We start from the raw sequence: 20,250 nt of genomic DNA, 5'->3' as shown, positions 1-20,250 counted from the left end.
CTTTGAAAGCGCGCAGTGGATCATCACAGGAATTGTGAACATGAACTCCATGTGCTTTCGCACAGGGTGGCCGCTGGCGGCTGCCCTGGCGGCAAGCGTGCTGGCCTTGCCGTGCGCTGCTGCCCCATTGACTCTCGACGAAGCCCTGCGGCTGGCTGACGACAACGCGCCGTCCCTCACAGCCCAGGCCGAAAAACTCCAGGCGGCCAGAAGCGCTGCCATTCCTGCCGGCGAGTTGCCCGACCCCAAGCTGGTGCTGGGGGTGCAGAACTTTCCGGTGGGCGGTCCCGATCGCGGGACGCTGGATCACGATTTCATGACCATGCAAACGGTCGGTGTGATGCAGGAAGTGCCCAATGGTGACAAGCGTCGGGCGCGTACTGAAGTTGCCGAGGCCGCGGTTGAGCTGGCCGCTGCGCAAGGGCGTGTCGAACGCCTGAATGTACGGCAGGCCACGGCGCTGGCCTGGATCGGCAGTTATTCGGTGGAGCTGAAACAGACGCTGTTCCAGGCGTTTTACCGCGAGAATCGGTTGTTGGCCGACACCGTTCGTGCACAGATCGCCAGCGGTCGGGCTCAGCCTGCCGATGCGGTGACACCGAAACAGGAAGCGGCGCAACTGGAAGAGCAACAAGACCAATTACTGCTGCAACGTGCGCAAGCCCGCGCGGCACTCAAGCGCTGGATTGGTTCTGCCGCCAACGAACAACCGGTCGGAAACTGGCCGCAATGGCCCATCGATACGTCGGGTTACGTCCACAAGCTTGAGCATCACCCCTCATTGGCGGCGTTTGCGCCAATGACCCGTGAGGCGCAGGCCAAAGTTCGTGAGGCCGAGGCTGACAAACGGTCCGACTGGAGTTGGGAGGTCGATTATCAGCGGCGCGGTCGGGAATTTGGCGACATGGTCAGCGTGCAATTCACCTTCGATCTGCCGCTGTTCCCCGACACCCGGCAGAACCCGAAGATCGCGGCAAAGCGTGCTGAGCTGAATCAACTGGAGGCCGAACGCGAAGCCCTGACCCGTGAGCACACCCAGCAACTGGAAGAACAACTGGCCGACTATCAACGGCTCGACCGTGCTGTGCGGCGTTATCAGGAAAGCCTGTTGCCGCTGGCCAAAGAAAAGGTCGAGTTGCTCATGGCCAGTTACCGAGCGGGTAAAGCTGATTTGTCGGCCGTCGTCGCCGCCCGGCGTGAATTGATCGACGCCCGCCTGAAACAGATCGATGTCAACGAACAGAAAGCGCTGACCAGTGCTCGGCTGTATTTTGCGTATGGGGAGGCGGGTCAATGAGCATTCAGCGTTTCAAAGGTGTTCTGTGGGTTGGTGGCGCACTGGCGCTGGGCGGTGTCTGCGGTTACTGGCTTGCCCATAAAGCTGAGCCCGTCGTTCAAGGCACCATGACCCAGGACGAGCGCAAGGCCTTGTACTGGTACGACCCGATGTACCCGCAGCAAAAGTTCGACAAGCCCGGCAAGTCGCCTTTCATGGACATGGAACTGGTGCCGCGCTACGCCGACGGCGCCCGGGACACAGCCGCGGTGCAGATCGACGCGAGCGTGACGCAGAACCTGGGCGTTCGTCTGGCTACCGTAACCCGTGGCGCTCAGGCTTCCAGCCTCGAAGCGGCAGGCGTGCTGACCTACAACGAACGGGATGTCGCGGTGATCCAGGCACGCACGCCGGGTTTTGTCGAACGGGTGTATGCCCGTGCACCGGGCGATGTACTCAAGGCTGGCGCGCCATTGGCGGACATTCTGGTGCCTGAATGGGCCGCGGCCCAGGAAGAGTTCCTGGCACTCAAAAACGTGGGCGATGCCGGCCTGTTGGCGGCGGCCCGTCAACGCCTGCGTCTGACCGGAATGCCGGCGGCGTTGATCGCTCAAGTTGAGCGCAGCGGCAAGGTGCAGGCAAACCAGACCATCACCACTCCCACTGCCGGCGTGTTGCAGGAGTTGAATGTACGTGCCGGCATGACCCTGGCCGTCGGCGAGACGCTGGCCAGGGTCAACGGCCTTGATCGTGTGTGGCTGGCGGTGGCCGTGCCGGAGTCGGCAGCCGGGGGAGTCGAGGTCGGCCAGACGGTAGAGGCCAGGCTGGCGGCGTTCCCTGACGCAATCCTTCACGGTACGGTCAGTGCGATCCTGCCGCAAACCAGCGCGGACAGCCGAACCGTCAGCGTGCGGGTTGAATTGCCCAATCCTGACGGCCGCTTGCGCCCGGGCCTCACGGTGCAGGTGCGGTTGAATCGGTCGACTGAGCAAAGCGTGTTGTGGGTGCCGAGTGAGGCATTGATTCGCACCGGGCGACGCGTGTTGGTGATGCTTGCCGAAGACGGCGGGCGCTATCGCCCGGTAGAGGTGCGGGCAGGTCAGGAAAACGATGGGCAAACAGCGGTTCTGAACGGTCTGGAGGAGGGGCAACAGGTGGTGAGTTCGGGCCAGTTCTTGCTCGACTCGGAAGCCAGTCTCAAAGGGCTGACTGTTCAGCCCCTGGAACAAACCGGAGCCCAGCCATGATTGCCGCGCTGATTCGCTGGTCCGTGGCTAATCGTTTCCTGGTGCTGCTGGCGACCTTGTTTGTCACGGCCTGGGGCGTCTGGTCAGTCCAAAGTACCCCCATCGATGCACTGCCGGATCTCTCTGATGTTCAAGTGATCATCCGTACACCCTATGCAGGCCAGGCGCCGCAGATTGTCGAGAACCAGGTGACCTATCCCCTGGCAACCACCATGTTGTCGGTACCCGGTGCGAAGACCGTTCGCGGCTATTCCTTTTTCGGTGACAGCTTTGTCTACGTGTTGTTCGAGGATGGAACCGATATGTATTGGGCGCGCTCGCGGGTGCTGGAGTACCTGAGCCAGGTCCAGAGTCGCCTGCCGGCCAGCGCCAAACCGGCATTGGGGCCGGATGCCACCGGGGTTGGCTGGATCTATCAGTACGCCCTGGTGGATCGCAGCGGCGGGCATGACCTCGCACAACTGCGCGCCCTGCAGGACTGGTTCCTCAAGTTCGAACTCAAGACGCTGCCCAACGTTGCCGAAGTGGCCACCGTGGGCGGGATGGTCAAGCAATATCAGGTTCAGCTCGACCCGCTGAGAATGGCCAGCCTGGGGATCACACAGGCCCAGGTCACCGAGGCGATCGGCAAGGCCAATCAGGAAACCGGCGGAGCTGTGCTGGAGATGGCTGAAACCGAGTTTATCGTGCGCGCTTCGGGCTATCTGAAGACCCTTGATGACTTCCGTGCCATCCCCCTCAAGCTCGGCGTGGGCAGCGTGCCTGTCACCCTCGGCGATGTGGCGACGATTCAACTGGGGCCGGAGATGCGTCGTGGTATCACTGAACTCGACGGCAAAGGCGAGACCGTGGGCGGCGTGGTTATTTTGCGCAGTGGCAAGAATGCCCGCGAAACCATTGCGGCGGTTAAAACGAAGCTCGATGAATTGAAACGCAGCTTGCCGACCGGTGTGGAGATTGTCACCACCTACGACCGCAGCAAGTTGATCGATCGAGCCGTGGAGAACCTCACCCACAAGTTGATCGAGGAGTTCATCGTCGTCGCGCTGGTCTGCGGGATTTTCTTGTGGCATCTACGCTCGGCGCTGGTGGCAATCATCTCTTTGCCGATTGGGGTGCTGATTGCTTTTATCGTCATGCGTCATCAAGGGATAAACGCCAACATCATGTCCCTGGGCGGGATCGCGATTGCCATCGGTGCGATGGTCGATGCCGCGGTGGTGATGATCGAGAACGCCCACAAGAAGATCGAGGCCTGGCACATCGCTCATCCGTCGGAAGCACTCAAAGGTGAACGTCACTGGCAAGTGATGATCGACGCGGCGGTGGAGGTAGGGCCGGCGCTGTTCTTTTGTCTGTTGATCATCACGCTGTCGTTTATTCCGGTGTTTACTCTGGAGGCTCAGGAAGGGCGCTTGTTCGGACCCCTGGCGTTCACCAAAACCTACGCCATGGCCGCCGCGGCAGGGCTGTCGGTGACTCTGGTGCCGGTGTTGATGGGCTACTGGATTCGCGGGCGGATCCCTGACGAACGACAGAACCCGCTGAATCGCTGGTTGATCAGGCTCTATCAACCGTTGCTGGACGCAGTGCTGCGCCGACCGAAAATCACCCTGTTGGCTGCGTTGCTGATCTTTTTCAGCGCGTTGTGGCCGTTGTCTCGCTTAGGGGGCGAGTTCCTGCCGCCGCTGGATGAAGGTGATCTGCTGTACATGCCCTCGGCGTTGCCGGGATTGTCTGCACAGAAAGCGGCGCAGTTGCTCCAGCAGACGGACCGGCTGATCAAAACCGTGCCGGAAGTCGAACACGTTTTCGGCAAGGCCGGTCGTGCCGAAACCGCCACCGACCCGGCACCGCTGGAGATGTTCGAAACCACCATCCAGTTCAAGCCACATGAACAATGGCGCCCAGGTATGACCCAGGAAAAACTGGTGGAAGAACTGGATCGAGTGGTGCGTGTCCCGGGGCTGACCAATATCTGGATTCCGCCGATCCGCAACCGCATCGATATGCTCGCCACCGGTATCAAAAGCCCGATCGGAATCAAGGTTTCCGGTAGCGATCTGGCACAAATCGACGTGGCCACGCAGGGTGTCGAGCGCGCTGCCAAAGGCGTACCGGGCGTCAGTTCCGCGCTGGCCGAGCGTTTGACCGGCGGGCGCTATATCGATGTGGACATTGACCGTAAGGCTGCCGCTCGTTACGGACTGAATATTGCCGATGTGCAATCGATCGTGGCCGGTGCCATCGGCGGTGAAAACGTTGGGGAAACCATCGAGGGGCGTGCGCGTTTTCCGATCAATGTGCGTTATCCCCGCGAGTGGCGTGATTCTCTCGGCGCTCTGGAGCAACTGCCGATCTACACGCCGCTGGGAAGCCAGATCACTCTCGGCACGGTGGCCAAGGTCAAGGTGACCGACGGGCCACCGATGCTCAAGAGTGAAAACGCCCGACCTTCCGGCTGGGTGTATATCGACGTGCGTGGGCGGGACATCGCCTCAGTGGTCGCCGACCTGCGTCGGGTGGTCAATGAGCAGGTCAAATTGCAGCCCGGCATGAGCCTCAGCTATTCCGGGCAGTTCGAGTTCCTCGAACGGGCCAACGCGCGACTCAAGCTGGTAGTGCCGGCCACGCTGCTGATCATTTTTGTGCTGCTTTACCTGACGTTCGCGCGTTTCGACGAAGCCTTGCTGATTATGGCAACACTGCCTTTTGCCCTTGCGGGCGGTGTGTGGTTTCTCTATTGGCTCGGCTTCAATCTGTCGGTGGCCACGGGTGTCGGCTTCATTGCGCTGGCCGGTGTGTCCGCCGAGTTTGGCGTGATCATGCTGCTCTATCTGAAGAACGCCTGGGCCGAGCGTGAAGACGCTGGCGATTGCACTGAGCGCGGGCTGGTCGCCGCGATTCGTGAGGGGGCGGTGCAACGCGTCCGACCCAAGGCCATGACGGTGGCGGTGATCATTGCCGGTCTGTTACCGATCCTGCTGGGCGGCGGCACCGGCAGTGAGGTCATGAGTCGCATCGCCGCGCCGATGGTCGGCGGAATGATCACTGCGCCCTTGCTTTCTCTGTTCGTCATCCCGGCGGCGTATCGCTTGATGCGCCGCCGTCAGCTCCTGCTTGAACCCAACCACACTCAAGGAAAAATCCAATGAAACTGACTCTGATCGCAACGGCAAGCACCTTGGTCGCGCTTGCTTTTCCTGCCCACGCAGCGCAGATGCCGGGTATGAAGATGGACGATATGAACATGGACGGCACACCGACGAAGCAGCAGGCAGCGCAGGCGCCAGTGGCTAAAGCGACGGGAACGGTCAAAGCCATCGACAGTACGAAACACACACTGACCATTGCTCACGGTGCTGTGCCGGCAGTGCAATGGCCGCCGATGACCATGGGGTTTCGGGCCACAGAGGAGCAACTGGCCTCGGTGAAGGTCGGGGATAAGGTGAACTTCGAATTTCAGCTTGAGGGTGCGACCGCTACGATCACATCGATTGAAATCGTGAAATAGCGCTCAGCGCTCCCGGCGGCACGAATGCGATTCGGCCGCCGGGCCCTCTGGTTCAAAGGTTCTGGCTGAGAAACAGCAACGTATTGCCATGCGCCTCGACCGCCGCCCGCTGGTTGTAGCTGTCACGGTGCGAGCAGTTGAAGCCATGTTCGGCACCCGGATAGACCTCGATATCGACATCGTCGTTGAACTCGAAACGCTCGGCGATTTGCTTCACGGCATCGATGGGGATGTGGCTGTCCTGTTCGCCGAAGTGCATCAGCAGCGGCACCTTGATTTCACTGGCTCGATCCAGCTGGTTCTGAATGCCGCCGCCGTAATAGGCGATCGCCACGTCGACGAAACCGTTGGCCGCGGTGTTGTACGACAGCATGCCACCGAAGCAGAAACCAATGGAGGCGATCCTGCCGTCCAGCCCGGTATGTGTCTTCAGAGTGTCGATGGCCAGTTTGATGTCGGCCTGGGCCTTGGTGATGTCGGTGGCGTTCATCAATTCGACAGCGCGTTTCCAGCCGGCTTCGTCGTAGCCCAGTTCGATACGGTGGCCGTGGCGCCAGAACAGATCCGGCGCCAGCACCAGATAACCGTCGGCGGCGTATTGCTCGGCGACCGAGCGGATGTGCTCGTTGACCCCGAAGATTTCCTGAATCAGCACGATCCCCGGCCCTTTACGAGTGTGGGGGATAGCCAGGTAAGCGCCGAAGGTGCCTTCGGGGCTACTGATTTCGATCCATTGGCTGGTTACGCTCATGATGGCTCCTTTAAACAAGTTGGATGGGGTATCGAGACGCTGGCGTATCAGCGGTGACTGCGCCGCCAGAAGAGTCGAACCAACAGCGCGTCCATGCTGAGTTTGCCGGCCCCCGAGAACAACAACGGCATGAGGGCTACGAGGTAGATCAACGGCAGTTTGAAGTTGCCGTGGCCCTTGTTGCTGATGGCATAACCCTGGGCAAGTTCACTCAATGTAGACCAATCGGCCGGCCAATGGACGGCAGCGGTCGCGACAACCGTGACCACCACCAGAATAATCGCCGAGAGCCGTGTCCCGAGGCCTGCCAGCAGGGTGAGGGCACAGATCAGCTCGGCCCACATCGCCAGTTCCCAGTTCAGCGAGGCGGGAACGTGGTTGAAGGGAAACGGGAAGCGGTCCTGGATGTCGGCGAACCAGTTCTGGCCGTTCCATTTTTCCAGGCCTGACTCGAAAAACTCCCAGGCCAGAAACAGCCGCAGGGTGAGGGGCGCGATCCAGTTGCCGACGCGGTCGAGGTTCAGGTGCAGGCCTTGGATGGCCGACGAAAGTGAAGTGTTCATGGGTTTGATCTCCGTGAGTTTGATCGTTGGCAGGCAATAACTCGTAGCCGCTGTAGCAGCTGCCGAGCAGCGCGAGGCTGCGTTCGGCTGCGAAGCAGTCGTAAAACCTGAAGTTGCGGTGCGTCAGGCAGACCGCGTCAGTCGGATTCACGACTGCTTCGCAGCCGAACGCAGCCTCGCGCTGCTCGGCAGCTGCTACGGGGTGTTGTTGGTCAGGGGATAGGCGCGGGGCAGGCTACGTTTGTACTTCTGCGCAATCTTGCCCAGCAGCCGAATGACAATCGCCGAAAACATCACGCCGAACGGCAGGACGTACCAGGCGCTGAGGGGTATGCGTTTGAAGTTGGAAAAGGCGAACACCGCCGCGATCACCCACATGCCGCTGGTGTGCAGGGTTTTCCAGGCTTTGGGGCCGATCAGGCGCGCCGTGGTTTTGAATGAGGTCAACGCCATCAACAGAATGAACAGGTAACCGACCGAACCCGGAATATTGCCGACCGTGGTGCGCCCGGGCCAGAACTCGGGGTTCAATTGGCCGTAGCTGTAGATCAGAATGGCGTGGACCAGATGGGAAAACGCGAAGGCCAGGCCGATGAAGCGTCGTTCACGCACCAGCGAGCGGCTGAAAGGCGAGGGCACCAGCACCGCCAGGGCCGATGCAGTGAACGCAGCAAGAAACAGCGCAAACGAAGTGCGTGCGGTGGCGCGAATGGCGCTGCGGGTGGCTTCCACCAGATCGGGGTTGAGCAGCAGAATCAGGCCGGTCATCAACAGCACCAGCATGGCCAGCAGGCCAAACAGCGACCAGCCATGGTAACGGGGGACTTGGGTCATCATGACAACACTCCTGAGCAAGGGCCGACCCGGTTTACCGGTGGTCAGCGGACGACAGAAGTGTTGCAATCAGCTGTATTGGCGATATGTCTGAAAGACCGCCCGGTGCAAGTTGGTGTATCCCGGACCGCGACAGATACATTCCCATACAAAACTGTGATTCAACGCCGCTCAGCGGCGTCTAGCGACAGTGTCCCCGCAATCCCATGGGGCGAGACTTCGGAACCCGGCATGCAAGCGCTGTTGAACGAGATCCTTGACGCAGTCCGACCGTTGATCGGTCAGGGCAAAGTGGCTGACTACATTCCCGCCCTCGGCGAGGTACCGGGCAATCAATTGGGCATTGCCGTCTATGGCAATGACGGCGAGTTGTTTTGCGCGGGGGACGCCGACACGCCGTTCTCGGTGCAGAGTATCTCCAAGGTGTTCAGCCTGGTGCAGGCCATCGAACACTCCGGCGAAGCGATTTGGGAACGCCTGGGCCACGAGCCGTCCGGCCAGCCGTTCAACTCGCTGGTGCAGCTGGAATTCGAGCGCGGGCGCCCACGCAATCCCTTCATCAACGCCGGCGCATTGGTTATCTGCGACATCAATCAATCGCGCTTTGCCGCTCCGGCGTTGTCGATGCGCGATTTTGTCCGGCGCTTGTCCGGCAACCCGAACATCATGGTGGACGGCAAGGTCGCCGAATCCGAATACCAGCACCGCGCGCGCAACGCGGCCATGGCTTACCTGATGCAGTCGTTCGGCAACTTTCATAACGATGTCGAAGCGGTGCTGCGTAGCTACTTCAGCCATTGCGCGCTGCGCATGAGTTGCGTGGACCTGGCCCGGGCGTTCTGCTTCCTGGCCAACGACGGTTTCTGCAAACACAGCGGCGCACAGATCCTCAGCGCCCGCCAGACCCAACAAGTCAACTCGATCATGGCCACCAGCGGGCTGTACGACGAAGCGGGCAACTTTGCCTATCGCGTCGGTCTGCCGGGCAAGAGCGGCGTGGGCGGGGGCATCGTCGCGGTGGTGCCGGGGCAATTCACGGTGTGCGTCTGGTCCCCGGAATTGAACGCCGCCGGCAACTCGCTCGCTGGCATGGCGGCGCTGGAGTTGTTGAGTCAGCGGATTGGCTGGTCGGTGTTCTAGAGCGGTGTAGGCGGGGGGCGATAATGACGCTACGGGAAATTTGCTATACATTTTCCGACCGCCCCCTGCATGGTGAAACCGCTTCATGTCTCTTGCGCTCGAACGTCTAGTCGCTGGCACGCCGATCCCTTTTGCCGGTAATCGTGTCACTGTCGTCAGCCCCGAACTGGCGGCGCGCTTCCAGCCCGGCGACCATCTGCTGGTGGAGCAGGTCAGCGGCGAGTTGTTGCTGATCCCGGTGGTGGATCAGCAAGCGGCTGTGGTCGCCATCGAGCGCGCCGAATCAGCGTTCACCGCGATGTCCAGTGTTTCGGATCACGCCATCAGCGAGTTCTTCGATCGCTTCGCGCAACGCCTGGAAACCCCGGAATGCTGGGCCTTGATTGCGGCCGCCAACCTGGCCGACATCGAGCGGGCCAAGGCGCGCGGGCGTTCCACCACGCGATTGCTGGCCGATGAGCGCATGCGCCGCGACATGATCGCAGGCCTGCGGGCCTGGCGCGATGCAGCGGCCACCCGCGGTCAAGTCGTGAGCTGCGTCGAGCACGACGGCTGGAAAGTCGAACAGGTGGTTTCGCCGCTGGGCATCGTCGCTTTTGTGTTCGAAGGCCGGCCGAATGTCTTCGCCGACGCCGCCGGTGTATTGCGCACCGGTAACACTGCGGTGCTGCGCATTGGCAGCGACGCGTTGGGCACCGCCCAAGCCATCGTCACCCATGCGTTGAATCCGGCACTGGCCGATGCCGGGTTGCCGAGCGGTGCAGTGTCGCTGGTCGAAAGTGTCAATCACGCCGCCGGCTGGGCAATGTTCGCCGACCGGCGCCTGTCGCTGGCCGTGGCCCGTGGTTCGGGGCGTGCGGTTAGCCAGTTGGGCAGCATCGCGCAACAGGCCGGCACCGCCGTCAGCCTGCACGGCACCGGTGGCGCCTGGCTGATCGCGAATAAAGATGCCGATGCCCAGCGCTTCGCCGCCGTGGTGCGCAATTCGCTGGACCGCAAAGTCTGCAACACCTTGAACGTTTGCCTGATCCACCGCGACCGAGCAGCCGAACTGGTACCGCTGTTTCTCGATGCACTGCAACAGGCCGGCACCGCTCGGGGCCAGGGCTGCAAACTGCACATCGTCGAGGGCAGCGAGCAGCATTTGCCGAGCGATTGGCGCACCGCGAGCGTCGAGGTGTACCGCGCCGAAGGCTATCAGACCGAAGCACAGGCCGAACCGCTGCCTGAGGACCAATTGGGCCGCGAGTGGGAATGGGAAGAAACCCCGGAAGTCAGCCTGAAGATCGTCGACGACCTGGATCAGGCCATCGCCTTGTTCAACCGCTACAGCCCGCAATTCACCGTGTCGCTGATCAGTGAAGATGCCCAGGCGCAGGCGCGTTTCTACAACGCGGTCAACGCGCCTTTTGTCGGCAACGGGATCACCCGCTGGGTCGACGGACAGTACGCACTGAACAAGCCGGAGCTGGGGCTTTCGAACTGGGAAAGTGGCCGCCTGTTTGCGCGCAGCGCGATTCTCTCGGGCGATGGCGTGTTCACGATCCGCAGCCGCATGACCCAGGTGGATCTGTCGGTCAAACGCTGAGAGCGGTTAGTTAAGCTACGCTCCCACGGATTTTCGTCGCTCATCAGGAGCCCCCGGCCGCAGGCAACGGTACGCACTATACTTATTGTGTGTCCGTGCCTGCGCGGGGACGGACAGCGCATCTGATTACGTGTGAGAGGATTGCGCCATGAAACTTCATGACTTCCAACATTACTCCCATGGTCTGGAAACGGTCGTTCACGACACGTGGATTACCACCCGGGTGAAGTCGGCCCTGGCATTGGCCGATACCACCCTTGGCCTGAATGTCCATGTCAGAACCCATGCGGGTGCGGTGGCATTGAGCGGGCGCGTCAATACCCATAGACAGTGCGAGCAGGCTGTTGCTTTGGCCCGCACAGTTCCAGGTATCGTCAACATCGATGCCAGCGAATTGCTCACTCATGTGTTCACCCCAGGCAGTTTTCCAGAAGCGCCCAACGCTGAAGACACACCTGAACGTCGGCCACAATCGTCAGCCAAGACGGACGACAAATAACAAGGGCGATCGTGTGAGTGTCACATTCCCGGCCGGGAAACGAGGACGGGCGCAGTAGCGCGCCTGTCCACTTTGTAACGCCGCGCCAAGCCAGGCGCAGCTTGTGCGGTCGACACCTTCAGGCGGCTTCGACCGTTTTGCCGTGCACGGCGCAAGCACCCGGATGTTCGGCCAGCGACACGAAGCTGTGACTGCCGGCATCCAGGGCATCGACCGAGCCGGTTTCGATGTCATAGACCCAGCCATGCAGGTTCAACAGGCCTTTTTCCAGGGCCAGGCGCACGCTCGGGTGGGTCTGGATATTCGCCAGTTGGGCGATCACGTTTTCCCGCACCATCGAACTGACCTTGGCGGCGTCGCTGGCATGAGGGCGGGATTCGTTGATCACCTTGGCCGACTCGGCGTGCTGCAACCAGCCGCTGACGGCGGGCAGGTGATCCATGCATTTGCACTGGGCGATGGCGGTCATGGCGCCACAGTCCGAATGCCCGCAGATCACGATGTCCGTCACGCCCAATACCGCGACCGCATATTCCACCGTAGCTGACACACCTCCTGGATGCGGGCTGTAAGAGGGCACGATATTGCCGGCATTGCGCACCACGAACAGTTCGCCGGGCTCTTGCTGGGTCAGCAGTTCCGGTACCACGCGGCTGTCGGAACAGGTGATGAACAACGTGCCGGGATGCTGGGTGGTGGCCAGGTGTTTGAACAGGTCGGTACGCTGCGGGAACGCTTCTTTCTGGAATTTCAATAAACCTTCGATGAGCGCTTTCATGGCGGACTTCCTTGCAATGAATGAGGGGGCGTAGCAGCTGCCGAGCCTGCGAGGCTGCGTTCGGCGGTGGAGCCGTCGTAAACCCGGTGCACACGGTCTACCTGAAAGACCGCGCTGCTTGATTTCACGACTGCTTCGCAGCCGAACGCAGCCTCGCAGGCTCGGCAGCTGCTACATGGGGGGGCTGAGCGGTTGTTTTAGAAAGGACGCAGCGGCAGGAACTTGCCGTCCAGGGTAATCACGGCGCGGGAGCCGCCTTCCGGGTCTTCGACCTTTTTCAGGTCCAGCTTGAAGTTGATTGCGCTGATGATGCCGTCGCCGAATTGCTCGTGAACCAGGGCTTTGAGCGTGGTGCCGTAGATCTGGATCATTTCGTAGAAGCGGTAGATGGTCGGGTCGGTTGGAATACCCGACAGGCTGCCGCGCAGCGGAATGATTTGCAGGCGGGCCACGGTGTCGGCGTCCAGCTCGAGTTTTTCGCCGATCACTCTGGCGGCGGCTTCTGGCAGAGGATGCTGGCCGAGCAGGGCGGCGGTGACGTAGGCCAGACCCAGGCCGGTGCCGTCGGTCAGATCCTGCCAGGACAGATTCTTGCGCGCCTTGGCATCGAGGATCGAAGTGGTCAGGGCCAGACTAGTGTCCTGGTAAGCGTGGGACTGTTGCATGGTGTGACTCCTATCGGTTGTGGCTGAAATGTGGAGCCATCTTCGGTTGATTGATCCATAGCGTCCAAGATCGATATACAATGCTTTGCATAAGTCCTGCCTATAGATGATGAGCCCCATGCTGCTCCGACATTTGCGCTACCTGCTGGCGGTCGCCGACCACGGCGGCTTCACCCGCGCCGCCGAGGCGTTGCACGTCTCCCAACCAACGTTGTCCCAGCAGATCCGGCAATTGGAGGAAACCCTGGGTGTCAGCCTGTTCGACCGCACCTCGCGCACGGTCAGAGCGACCGACGCGGGGCAGGCCTATATCGAATGTGCCCGGCGGGTGCTGGTGGAACTGGAAGCGGGCAAACGCGCGCTGCATGACGTGAAGGACTTGTCTCGCGGCACCTTGCGACTGGCCATGACGCCAACGTTCATGGCGTATCTGGTGGGGCCGTTGGTGCGCGATTACGTGGCGAAGTTTCCGAACATCCATCTGCAGATTTTCGAGTTGTCGATGGATGACATCGAGGCGGGGTTGCTCGATGACTCGCTGGACATTGCCATTGCCTTTACCCCGGTTAGGAGCCCGGATATCGAGTGCGTGCCGGCGTTTGTCGAGACTTTGGGGGTGATGGTCGGGCAGCATCATCCGTTGTACGAGCGGCAGAACCCGCTATCACCCAAGGAGATGGCGCAACTGGAATTCGCGTTGCTGACGCCGGACTTCATCACCCGATCCTCAGTCGACGAGTATTTTCGGCAGCAGAACATCACGCCCAAGGTGGCGATCGAGGTGAATTCGGTGAGTACGTTGCTGGAGGTCATTCGCCACACGCCGATGGCCACCATCCTCCCGGAGCCCATCGCCACTGCGGAACGGGCATTGCGCCGAATTGAATTACAGGGCGAGGCACCCCGGCGCGACGCGGCATTGCTGCGCAGGAAGAACAACTATCACAGTGCCGCGTCTGTGGCGTTCGCGAACCTGGTGATGGCCGGCAGCGCCAGCGTGTGAATCAATCATCCACCGACTGGCAGATGCCATTGCCGCCTTTCTTACTGGTATAGGTCACGGCTACCGTGTCGTCATCCGCGATGCTGATCGAGATCGTCACGTCCGGTCCCTTGGCCTCGAAAAGGCGATCATTGATCATTTTGGTCTGGGCTTCTTTGCTGTTGATCATCACCGGACCATCCTGGTCGGCGTGGACCATGATTTTCCCGGGGCAGTCCACATCGAAGGCGGGAACGCCGGGAACACTGTTTCCATAAGCTGCACTTGCCAATGCCAATAGCATGAATGTCAGGGTTGTTTTCATCGCAGACCTCCAGCGGATAAACCGATGTCCAGCGCACTGTTAACCATAGCCCTGTTCTTTTGACCCGGTGCGAAGTTAGAGGTGCAGGCACGACAAACAAAAAAAAGGCCCCGCTCGATAAAACGAGCGGGGCCTTCTTGTATTTGGGAGAGATCAGTACAAGCGATCAATCACCCGGACTTCATTCTGGTTCTGCAGCGAGGCCCACGCCTGTTTCAGCGTTTGCAGCACGTTGCCGATGAAGTCCTTGTCGGCCGCGGCTTTCTTGCCGACATAGCCCTGGCCGCGACGGTACATCTTCATGCGGGCCAGCAGGTTCTGGTTGTTCTTGTCGAACTCTTCTTCGTGGGCATGGGGCGACAGGCAGTCGATATGGACCTGGCCCGATTTGCTGATCCACAGAATATGGCTGTCATGGCTGTCTTTTTGCGCAGCGAACAAGCGAGCCAGTTCATCGATAGTAGGTTGATTGTTCAGATTCATTGTAAGCCCCTTGACCATTTGGTGATCTTTCAAAGTTGATTCGCTAATACAGGTAGCCCATCGGTTAGTTGATCCCTGGCACCGAAACCAGGACGTCAGCGGTCGACCGTCAATACGACGGGGTCGCGCATCTGTTGCATGTAGTCGTGTTGAATAACTGCTACGCAATAGCGTCACAACGAAGAGAAGCAGCGAAAACCTGGAGGCCACTGCCGACGTTTTCAGGGTCGGCCACAAGCTTCATGAGGATTGATCGCCAGCGCTTCTCGCCCTTGTACTGGACGTTCAGGCCAGGTCAGCTTCTTCAATCTGCCTTGTGGGCAGCGTGTATCCGGGAAAAACAGCTCGGCGGTCAGACGAACTTGCTCAAACGTGTTGCCTGTACTCCCGATCGGGGAGACGTCTGCATCATGCAAGGGCAAATCGGAGGCGTCAACGGTTTTGTAGTGAATATTTTTGTTCACTACATATTGTCGGACAAAGTGGTTTTGGAATTAGAAAGTCAGCGTGGCTAGCGCTTAAAGGGGTGTGCCGTCGTTGAAGTCGCCAAGATCGCAGCCTTCGGCAGCTCCTACGGTGCCGGGGTAGGGGCTGCTGAAGGCTGCGATCTTGTAAAGCGGTAAACGGTGCATGGATAACCGTCAATCGGCAGCTGATGCACGGTGAACGCTCCGCCCGTGAGATCGGGCATCACCCTGGCCCAGAACAGCCGAGCAGGCTGGTTGGCATCGATGTGGAAAATCTGCCATTGACCGGGGAAACGGCTCAAGAGGGCAGAGACGACAAACTTCGCGACACCTTGGCCACGAAAGCCTCGACTGACAAAAAAGTAGCCGATGTTGTACTCGGCGCCGACGATATGGGTTTCGTTATCCACGGTCACGAACCCCGCCAGCTCGCCGTCGACCCTGATCAGAAACGGCCGGGTAGCCGGGTTGCGCCAGTAGTCCAGTTTGGGCTGGATGTTGAAGAAGCCATGCTCCCCAAGCTTCAGCGGCAGCCATTCGCTGAAATCGTACATGTAGAACTGCATCAGGTTTTCGATGGTTTCCAGTTCGTCGCGCTGAGCGGCGTGCAGTTCTATCGAGGGCTGACTCCTGATTGTCGTCATGGTCGTGCCTTCCGTCTCTTAACTGACATTGAAGAACACTAGACTATTTCGATTCGCAGACCTCAAACCTTGCCCGTCGGTTTCGCCGCGCGCTTGGTGCCGGCCGAAGGCTTGCGTTTGGCGGGTTTGCGTTTGTTTTTCCATGGCGTAGCGCCACGCCCAGCCGGGCTTGCCGGCCCGCTGATGGTCAGGTTCAGGCCGGCGCAGCGCGCCACTTGCTTGCTCATCCACGCGGCCTGTTTGGTGACGAATTCTTCCAGGCTCATTTCACCGCTCTGCACCATGTCCAGCGCTTGTTCCCAGATTGCCGTGGTGCCGGGGTCGGCAATCGCGCGCGGCACCGCATCGATCAGGCTGAAAGCCGCCGGCGTTGCGGCCAGGGCCTTGCCGTTCTTGATCAGATAACCGCGGTCGAGCAGGCCCTGGATGATCGAGGCGCGTGTGGCTTCGGTGCCGATGCCGGTGGTGTCCTTGAGCTTTTGCTTGAGCAGCGGATCTTCCACCAGTTTGGCAACGTTCTTCATTGCCTTGATCAGATCGCCTTCGGTGAATGGTTTGGGCGGCTGGGTCCAGAGGTCCTTGAGCTTCACGTCGGCCACCGCGCAGTCACGCCCTTCGGCGAGTGTCGGCAGTGTTTGCGGTGCCGGTGCTTCGCGGCCCTTGGCAGGCGCGAGGGCTTCGGGCAGGGCGCGTTTCCAGCCGGGCTCGACAATCTGCTTGCCCACGGCGCGCAAGGCTTCACCGGCACAGTCGAAGTCGGCCTGGGTCCGGTCGTATTCATGATTGGGCAGGAACTGCGCCAGGTAACGCGCACGAATCAGGGTGTAGACCGCCCGTTGCTTACCCACCAGTCGGTCGAGATTCTTCGCCGCGGCGGTCGGAATGATGCCGTGGTGCGCGCTGACCTTGGCATCGTTCCAGGCCCGCGAGCGGCGTTGCGGCTCCAGATAATCGTGCAACGCGTTCAGGGCCGGGTCGGCTTGCCTGAGCGCGGCAAGAATACCCGGCGCTTCGCTGTGTTGACTCAGGGGCAGGTAGCCGCAGTCGCTGCGCGGGTAGGTGATGACTTTATGGGTTTCATACAGGGCCTGGGCGATATCGAGGGTTTCCTGGGCGCCGAGCCCGAGTTTTTTCGAGCAGACTTCCTGCAAGGTGCCGAGGTCGAACGGCAGCGGCGCGACTTCGCGCATGCGCTCGGTACGTAGCTTGATCACCCGAGCGCTCGCCGCGTTGCCAATGGCCGCGGCCGCCTGCTGGGCCAGCGCCTGGTTCAGGCAGCGATCCTGATCGTCACAAGCATCGGACGCCGCGCGCCACTGGGCAGTGAACGCAGTGCCATCGTGCAGCAGTTGCACGTCGATGGCCCAGTAGGCCACCGGGACGAAATCGGCAATGCTGCGGTCGCGATCCACCACCAGGCGCAAAGTCGGCGTCTGCACCCGACCGACCGGCAACACGCCCTGATAGCCGGACTGACGCCCCAGCAGGGTGAACAACCGACTCATGTTCATCCCGATCAACCAGTCGGCCCGGGAGCGCCCCAGCGCTGAATGATAGAGGCTGAACGTCTCGGCCCCCGGCTTGAGCGCCGCCAGCGCTTTGCGGATCGACGCATCGTCCAGCGCCGACAACCACAGCCGCTGGATCGGCCCGCGATAACGGCAATGCTCCACCAGTTCCCGGGCGATCATCTCGCCCTCACGGTCGGCGTCGGTGGCAATCACCAGTTCACTCGCTTCGCCGAGCAGGCGCTTGACCGCCTTGTACTGACTGGCCGTGCGCGGCTTGACGGTCATTTTCCATTTTTCGGGAATGATCGGCAGATCCGCCAGCACCCAACGCTTGTAACGCGCGTCGTAGGCATCTGGCGGCGCGGTTTCCAGCAGGTGGCCGATGCACCAGGTCACCGTGACGTCCGTTCCCAGCCAGCAGCCGTCGCCCCGGCGCTTGGCACCAAGTACGGCCGCGATGTCTTTGGCCTGGGAAGGTTTTTCACAGAGGTACAGCCGCATAACCACCATCGTCGATCAGTGTTCGAGAGGTGCACAGAATGGCTGTTGACGAGCGATGGAGCAATCTTTATCTGTATGGATGTACAGCTTAAGCTGTTGCCGTTGATGACAGCGGTCAATCCTGCGACTGAAGCACACTCCGTTCGGCTGCGAAGTGCTCGCGATGCCGAAACATGGGGTATACCTGATGGGTCACGGATACAGCGCAACAGCAACAGAGGAACCTATCCATGAAAGCCCCTGGTCCCGGTAAACCCATCACCATCGAGCCCCAACCCGGCTGCGTGGTGGTGAAGTTCCATGGCATTCAAGTGGCGTCGTCCACTCGGGCGCTGGTCATGCATGAGACCAATTATCCTCCGGTGTACTACATCCCGCGGGAGGATATCGCCGAACAGTATTTCGCCCGCACCGACCACACCAGCTATTGCCCGTACAAGGGCGATGCCAGCTATTACAGCCTACAGATCCCCGGGCATGAAAGTGCCAATGCGGTATGGAGTTATGAGCACCCCAAGGTGTCGGTTGCGCAGATTGGCGGGTATGTGGCGTTCTACCCTGACGAAGTGACTTTTGAGGTGCTCAAGACCTGATGTGCAAAAAGCATTTTGTGGCGAGGGGGCTTGTCGGAACGCCGCATCGCCCCGTTCGGCTGCGCAGCAGTCGCAGAACCTGCAATCGCGGCGTACCTGACACACCGAATAAGGTTTCAGGGCCGCTTCGCGACCCAACGGGGGCAAGCCCCCTCGCCACAGGTAAGACTTCGCTAGAGGTTTGTGTCGTCAGTTTTTATCGAGGTCCACGTTCTTCGTCTCCCGCAAACACATCATCCCCACCACCAGGCTCACCCCGGTAATCACCACCGGGTACCACAGCCCGTAGAAAATATCCCCGGTGTACACCACCAGGGCAAACGACACCGTCGGCAGGAACCCACCAAACCAGCCGTTACCGATGTGATAGGGCAGGGACATCGAGGTATAGCGAATACGGGTTGGGAACAGTTCAACCATCAGCGCCGCCAGAGGGCCGTAGCACATGGCGGAGATGATGATCAGCGCGACGATCAACGCCACGATCATCGGTTTATTGATCAGCTGGATGTCGGCTTTAGACGGATACCCGGCCAGGGTTACTGCACCGCGCAGGGCCGCTTCGTCAAAGCCGTCGAGCTTCACGTCACCGACGCTCACCTGCACACCGCTGCCGGTCGGGGCCGCTTCGCTGTTGTACGGCAGGCCCTGTTTGACCAGGAAGGTTTTGACCTTGTCGCACGGGCTATCAAATTTCGCCTTGCCCACCGGGTCGAACTGGAAGGTGCAGGTGGCCGGGTCGGCCAGTACGGTGATCGGTGCCTGACGGCTGGCCTGGTCGATGGCCGGGTTGGCGTAGTGGGCGATGGACTTGAAGATCGGAAAGTACAGTGCAGTCGCCAGCAGCAGGCCGATCATCAGCACCGGTTTGCGCCCGACTTTATCCGACAGCCAGCCGAAGAAAATGAAGAACGGTGCGCCAATGATCACGCTGACAATCAGCAGACTGTTGGCCAGGGCCGGGTCCATTTTCAGGAACTGCGTGAGGAAGAACAGCACGTAGAACTGCGCGGCATAGAAGGTCACCGCTTGCCCGGCGTTGATGCTGAACAGGGCGATCAGCACCACTTTAAGGTTTTCCCATTTGCCGAAGGAATCGCGCAGCGGCGACTTGCAGAGTTTGCCTTCCTCTTTCATTTTCACGAACGCAGGCGACTCGTGCAGGCTCAGGCGAATCCAGGTGGAAATGCCCAGCAGCACGATCGAAAACAGAAACGGAATACGCCAGCCCCAGACTTCGAACTGGTCGCCGGTGAAGTAACGGCAGCCCAGCACCACCAGCAGCGACAGCAGCAAGCCGAGGGTGGCGGTGGATTGAATCCAGCTGGTGTGGAAGCCGCGCTTGCCGATCGGTGCGTGTTCGGCGACGTAAGTGGCAGCGCCGCCGTACTCACCGCCCAGCGCCAGGCCCTGGAGCATGCGCAGCACCACGAGGATTATCGGCGCGGCGATACCGATGCTCGCGTAGGTCGGCAGCAAGCCGACGCAGAAGGTCGCCAGGCCCATGAGGACGATGGTCGCGAGGAACGTGTATTTACGCCCGATCATGTCCCCCAAGCGTCCGAACACCAACGCACCGAACGGGCGCACGATGAAGCCGGCGGCGAAGGCCATCAGCGCGAAGATGAACGCCGTGGTGTCGTTGACCCCGGCAAAGAACTGTTTGCTGATGACCGCCGCGAGGGCGCCGTAGAGGAAAAAGTCGTACCACTCGAACACCGTCCCCAGGGACGAGGCGAAGATGACTTTCTGGGTTTCCTGACTGGTGCCCGCGCTGCGGACGGCTTCCAGGGGCTGAACATGTTCTGACATATCGGTATCCCTCACAGTGATTGTTTTTGTTGTTCCACTGTCGGCGCCAGCCTTGTGGGCGGGTGCCGCTACTGTCA

19 protein-coding genes are annotated in these 20,250 nt (G+C 60.5%); 9 read left to right on the top strand and 10 right to left on the bottom strand.

From position 1 onward, the window contains the following. Positions 1-40: 40 nt before the first annotated feature. Genes ACEN9A_RS17185 through ACEN9A_RS17170 form a run of 4 tightly spaced genes read left to right on the top strand, consistent with a single transcriptional unit; the run spans position 41 to position 6,037 of the window. A complete protein-coding gene (locus tag ACEN9A_RS17185) occupies positions 41-1,297 on the top strand; it encodes a TolC family protein (RefSeq protein WP_258668814.1) in 1,257 nt (418 codons plus the stop codon). After that, positions 1,294-2,523: an efflux RND transporter periplasmic adaptor subunit gene (locus tag ACEN9A_RS17180; protein ID WP_258668813.1), complete on the top strand. Its 1,230-nt coding sequence runs from the start codon at positions 1,294-1,296 to the stop codon at positions 2,521-2,523. Before ACEN9A_RS17185 ends, ACEN9A_RS17180 begins: the two co-directional genes overlap by 4 nt. After that, entirely contained in the window at positions 2,520-5,678 is a 3,159-nt protein-coding gene (locus ACEN9A_RS17175) for an efflux RND transporter permease subunit (RefSeq protein ID WP_258668812.1), read from the top strand. The genes ACEN9A_RS17180 and ACEN9A_RS17175 overlap by 4 nt, the downstream gene beginning before the upstream one ends. Continuing rightward, a complete protein-coding gene (locus tag ACEN9A_RS17170; RefSeq protein WP_258668811.1) occupies positions 5,675-6,037 on the top strand; it encodes a copper-binding protein in 363 nt (120 codons plus the stop codon). Before ACEN9A_RS17175 ends, ACEN9A_RS17170 begins: the two co-directional genes overlap by 4 nt. A 52-nt stretch (positions 6,038-6,089) precedes the next feature. Here ACEN9A_RS17170 and ACEN9A_RS17165 read toward each other — a convergent pair whose 3' ends face one another. From ACEN9A_RS17165 to ACEN9A_RS17155, 3 genes are all read right to left on the bottom strand, one after another. After that, on the bottom strand, positions 6,090-6,788 hold the full coding sequence (locus ACEN9A_RS17165; protein ID WP_258668810.1) for a dienelactone hydrolase family protein: 699 nt from the start codon (positions 6,786-6,788) through the stop codon (positions 6,090-6,092). Positions 6,789-6,835: 47 nt separating this feature from the next. Beyond that, positions 6,836-7,351: an HvfX family Cu-binding RiPP maturation protein gene (locus ACEN9A_RS17160; RefSeq protein ID WP_258668808.1), complete on the bottom strand. Its 516-nt coding sequence runs from the start codon at positions 7,349-7,351 to the stop codon at positions 6,836-6,838. A gap of 195 nt (positions 7,352-7,546) precedes the next feature. Next, positions 7,547-8,188 (bottom strand): ferric reductase-like transmembrane domain-containing protein, encoded by a 642-nt coding sequence (locus ACEN9A_RS17155; RefSeq protein ID WP_258668807.1) that lies wholly within the window; start codon positions 8,186-8,188, stop codon positions 7,547-7,549. Positions 8,189-8,416: 228 nt separating this feature from the next. On the opposite strand from ACEN9A_RS17155, the gene glsB reads away from it, so the two are divergent. The 3 genes from glsB to ACEN9A_RS17140 all read left to right on the top strand — a co-directional run bounded on the left by glsB (position 8,417) and on the right by ACEN9A_RS17140 (position 11,412). Then, positions 8,417-9,325 carry a glutaminase B gene (glsB, locus tag ACEN9A_RS17150; RefSeq protein WP_018929762.1) on the top strand — a complete coding sequence of 303 codons (909 nt, stop codon included), beginning with the start codon at positions 8,417-8,419 and terminating at the stop codon, positions 9,323-9,325. Positions 9,326-9,410: 85 nt separating this feature from the next. Continuing rightward, on the top strand, positions 9,411-10,913 hold the full coding sequence (locus ACEN9A_RS17145) for an aldehyde dehydrogenase family protein (RefSeq protein ID WP_258668805.1): 1,503 nt from the start codon (positions 9,411-9,413) through the stop codon (positions 10,911-10,913). A gap of 148 nt (positions 10,914-11,061) precedes the next feature. Beyond that, positions 11,062-11,412, top strand: a complete 351-nt coding sequence (locus ACEN9A_RS17140; protein WP_258668803.1) for a BON domain-containing protein — start codon at positions 11,062-11,064, stop codon at positions 11,410-11,412. 118 nt (positions 11,413-11,530) lie between these two features. Here the strand turns inward: ACEN9A_RS17140 and ACEN9A_RS17135 are convergent, their stop codons facing one another. Both ACEN9A_RS17135 and cynS read right to left on the bottom strand, forming a co-directional pair. Then, positions 11,531-12,190 (bottom strand): carbonic anhydrase, encoded by a 660-nt coding sequence (locus tag ACEN9A_RS17135; RefSeq protein ID WP_019648711.1) that lies wholly within the window; start codon positions 12,188-12,190, stop codon positions 11,531-11,533. A 197-nt stretch (positions 12,191-12,387) separates the two neighbouring features. Next, positions 12,388-12,855, bottom strand: a complete 468-nt coding sequence (gene cynS, locus ACEN9A_RS17130) for a cyanase (RefSeq protein WP_019648712.1) — start codon at positions 12,853-12,855, stop codon at positions 12,388-12,390. A 118-nt stretch (positions 12,856-12,973) separates the two neighbouring features. Here cynS and cynR point away from each other — a divergent pair, with 118 nt between their 5' ends. Beyond that, entirely contained in the window at positions 12,974-13,858 is an 885-nt protein-coding gene (gene cynR, locus ACEN9A_RS17125) for a transcriptional regulator CynR (protein ID WP_258668802.1), read from the top strand. A gap of 1 nt (position 13,859) precedes the next feature. Here the strand turns inward: cynR and ACEN9A_RS17120 are convergent, their stop codons facing one another. The 4 genes from ACEN9A_RS17120 to ACEN9A_RS17105 all read right to left on the bottom strand — a co-directional run bounded on the left by ACEN9A_RS17120 (position 13,860) and on the right by ACEN9A_RS17105 (position 17,768). Then, the gene (locus tag ACEN9A_RS17120; RefSeq protein ID WP_019579446.1) at positions 13,860-14,162 is read right to left on the bottom strand and encodes a hypothetical protein; all 303 of its coding nucleotides are present in this window, start codon (positions 14,160-14,162) and stop codon (positions 13,860-13,862) included. A 153-nt stretch (positions 14,163-14,315) separates the two neighbouring features. Continuing rightward, the gene (locus tag ACEN9A_RS17115; RefSeq protein WP_019648714.1) at positions 14,316-14,645 is read right to left on the bottom strand and encodes a hypothetical protein; all 330 of its coding nucleotides are present in this window, start codon (positions 14,643-14,645) and stop codon (positions 14,316-14,318) included. 571 nt (positions 14,646-15,216) lie between these two features. Then, complete coding sequence (locus ACEN9A_RS17110; RefSeq protein WP_258668801.1) at positions 15,217-15,756, bottom strand: GNAT family N-acetyltransferase; 540 nt, start codon at positions 15,754-15,756, stop codon at positions 15,217-15,219. 62 nt (positions 15,757-15,818) lie between these two features. After that, entirely contained in the window at positions 15,819-17,768 is a 1,950-nt protein-coding gene (locus ACEN9A_RS17105; protein ID WP_258668800.1) for a DNA topoisomerase III, read from the bottom strand. 230 nt (positions 17,769-17,998) lie between these two features. On the opposite strand from ACEN9A_RS17105, the gene ACEN9A_RS17100 reads away from it, so the two are divergent. Further along, positions 17,999-18,361 carry a DUF427 domain-containing protein gene (locus ACEN9A_RS17100; protein ID WP_258668798.1) on the top strand — a complete coding sequence of 121 codons (363 nt, stop codon included), beginning with the start codon at positions 17,999-18,001 and terminating at the stop codon, positions 18,359-18,361. 189 nt (positions 18,362-18,550) lie between these two features. On the opposite strand, the gene ACEN9A_RS17095 is transcribed toward ACEN9A_RS17100, so the two are convergent. Further along, positions 18,551-20,173 (bottom strand): MFS transporter, encoded by a 1,623-nt coding sequence (locus tag ACEN9A_RS17095; RefSeq protein WP_258668796.1) that lies wholly within the window; start codon positions 20,171-20,173, stop codon positions 18,551-18,553. Between the last annotated feature and the right edge of the window lie 77 nt (positions 20,174-20,250).

This window comes from Pseudomonas sp. Pseusp18 (assembly GCF_059506005.1).
The sequence above is the reverse complement of the archived record's forward strand: the minus strand, read 5'-3'. Positions and strand labels throughout refer to the sequence as shown.

Excerpts from the sequence above, each read along its gene's own strand:
- cynS (WP_019648712.1), bottom strand. The coding sequence starts at position 12,855 with ATGCAACAGTCCCACGCTTACCAGGACACTAGTCTGGCCCTGACCACT.
- ACEN9A_RS17115 (WP_019648714.1), bottom strand. The coding sequence starts at position 14,645 with ATGAATCTGAACAATCAACCTACTATCGATGAACTGGCTCGCTTGTTC.
- ACEN9A_RS17095 (WP_258668796.1), bottom strand. The coding sequence starts at position 20,173 with ATGTCAGAACATGTTCAGCCCCTGGAAGCCGTCCGCAGCGCGGGCACC.
- ACEN9A_RS17155 (WP_258668807.1), bottom strand. The coding sequence starts at position 8,188 with ATGATGACCCAAGTCCCCCGTTACCATGGCTGGTCGCTGTTTGGCCTG.
- cynR (WP_258668802.1), top strand. The coding sequence starts at position 12,974 with ATGCTGCTCCGACATTTGCGCTACCTGCTGGCGGTCGCCGACCACGGC.
- ACEN9A_RS17180 (WP_258668813.1), top strand. The coding sequence starts at position 1,294 with ATGAGCATTCAGCGTTTCAAAGGTGTTCTGTGGGTTGGTGGCGCACTG.
- ACEN9A_RS17170 (WP_258668811.1), top strand. The coding sequence starts at position 5,675 with ATGAAACTGACTCTGATCGCAACGGCAAGCACCTTGGTCGCGCTTGCT.
- ACEN9A_RS17175 (WP_258668812.1), top strand. The coding sequence starts at position 2,520 with ATGATTGCCGCGCTGATTCGCTGGTCCGTGGCTAATCGTTTCCTGGTG.
- ACEN9A_RS17140 (WP_258668803.1), top strand. The coding sequence starts at position 11,062 with ATGAAACTTCATGACTTCCAACATTACTCCCATGGTCTGGAAACGGTC.
- glsB (WP_018929762.1), top strand. The coding sequence starts at position 8,417 with ATGCAAGCGCTGTTGAACGAGATCCTTGACGCAGTCCGACCGTTGATC.
- ACEN9A_RS17165 (WP_258668810.1), bottom strand. The coding sequence starts at position 6,788 with ATGAGCGTAACCAGCCAATGGATCGAAATCAGTAGCCCCGAAGGCACC.
- ACEN9A_RS17145 (WP_258668805.1), top strand. The coding sequence starts at position 9,411 with ATGTCTCTTGCGCTCGAACGTCTAGTCGCTGGCACGCCGATCCCTTTT.
- ACEN9A_RS17185 (WP_258668814.1), top strand. The coding sequence starts at position 41 with ATGAACTCCATGTGCTTTCGCACAGGGTGGCCGCTGGCGGCTGCCCTG.
- ACEN9A_RS17100 (WP_258668798.1), top strand. The coding sequence starts at position 17,999 with ATGAAAGCCCCTGGTCCCGGTAAACCCATCACCATCGAGCCCCAACCC.
- ACEN9A_RS17120 (WP_019579446.1), bottom strand. The coding sequence starts at position 14,162 with ATGAAAACAACCCTGACATTCATGCTATTGGCATTGGCAAGTGCAGCT.
- ACEN9A_RS17105 (WP_258668800.1), bottom strand. The coding sequence starts at position 17,768 with ATGCGGCTGTACCTCTGTGAAAAACCTTCCCAGGCCAAAGACATCGCG.
- ACEN9A_RS17110 (WP_258668801.1), bottom strand. The coding sequence starts at position 15,756 with ATGACGACAATCAGGAGTCAGCCCTCGATAGAACTGCACGCCGCTCAG.
- ACEN9A_RS17160 (WP_258668808.1), bottom strand. The coding sequence starts at position 7,351 with ATGAACACTTCACTTTCGTCGGCCATCCAAGGCCTGCACCTGAACCTC.
- ACEN9A_RS17135 (WP_019648711.1), bottom strand. The coding sequence starts at position 12,190 with ATGAAAGCGCTCATCGAAGGTTTATTGAAATTCCAGAAAGAAGCGTTC.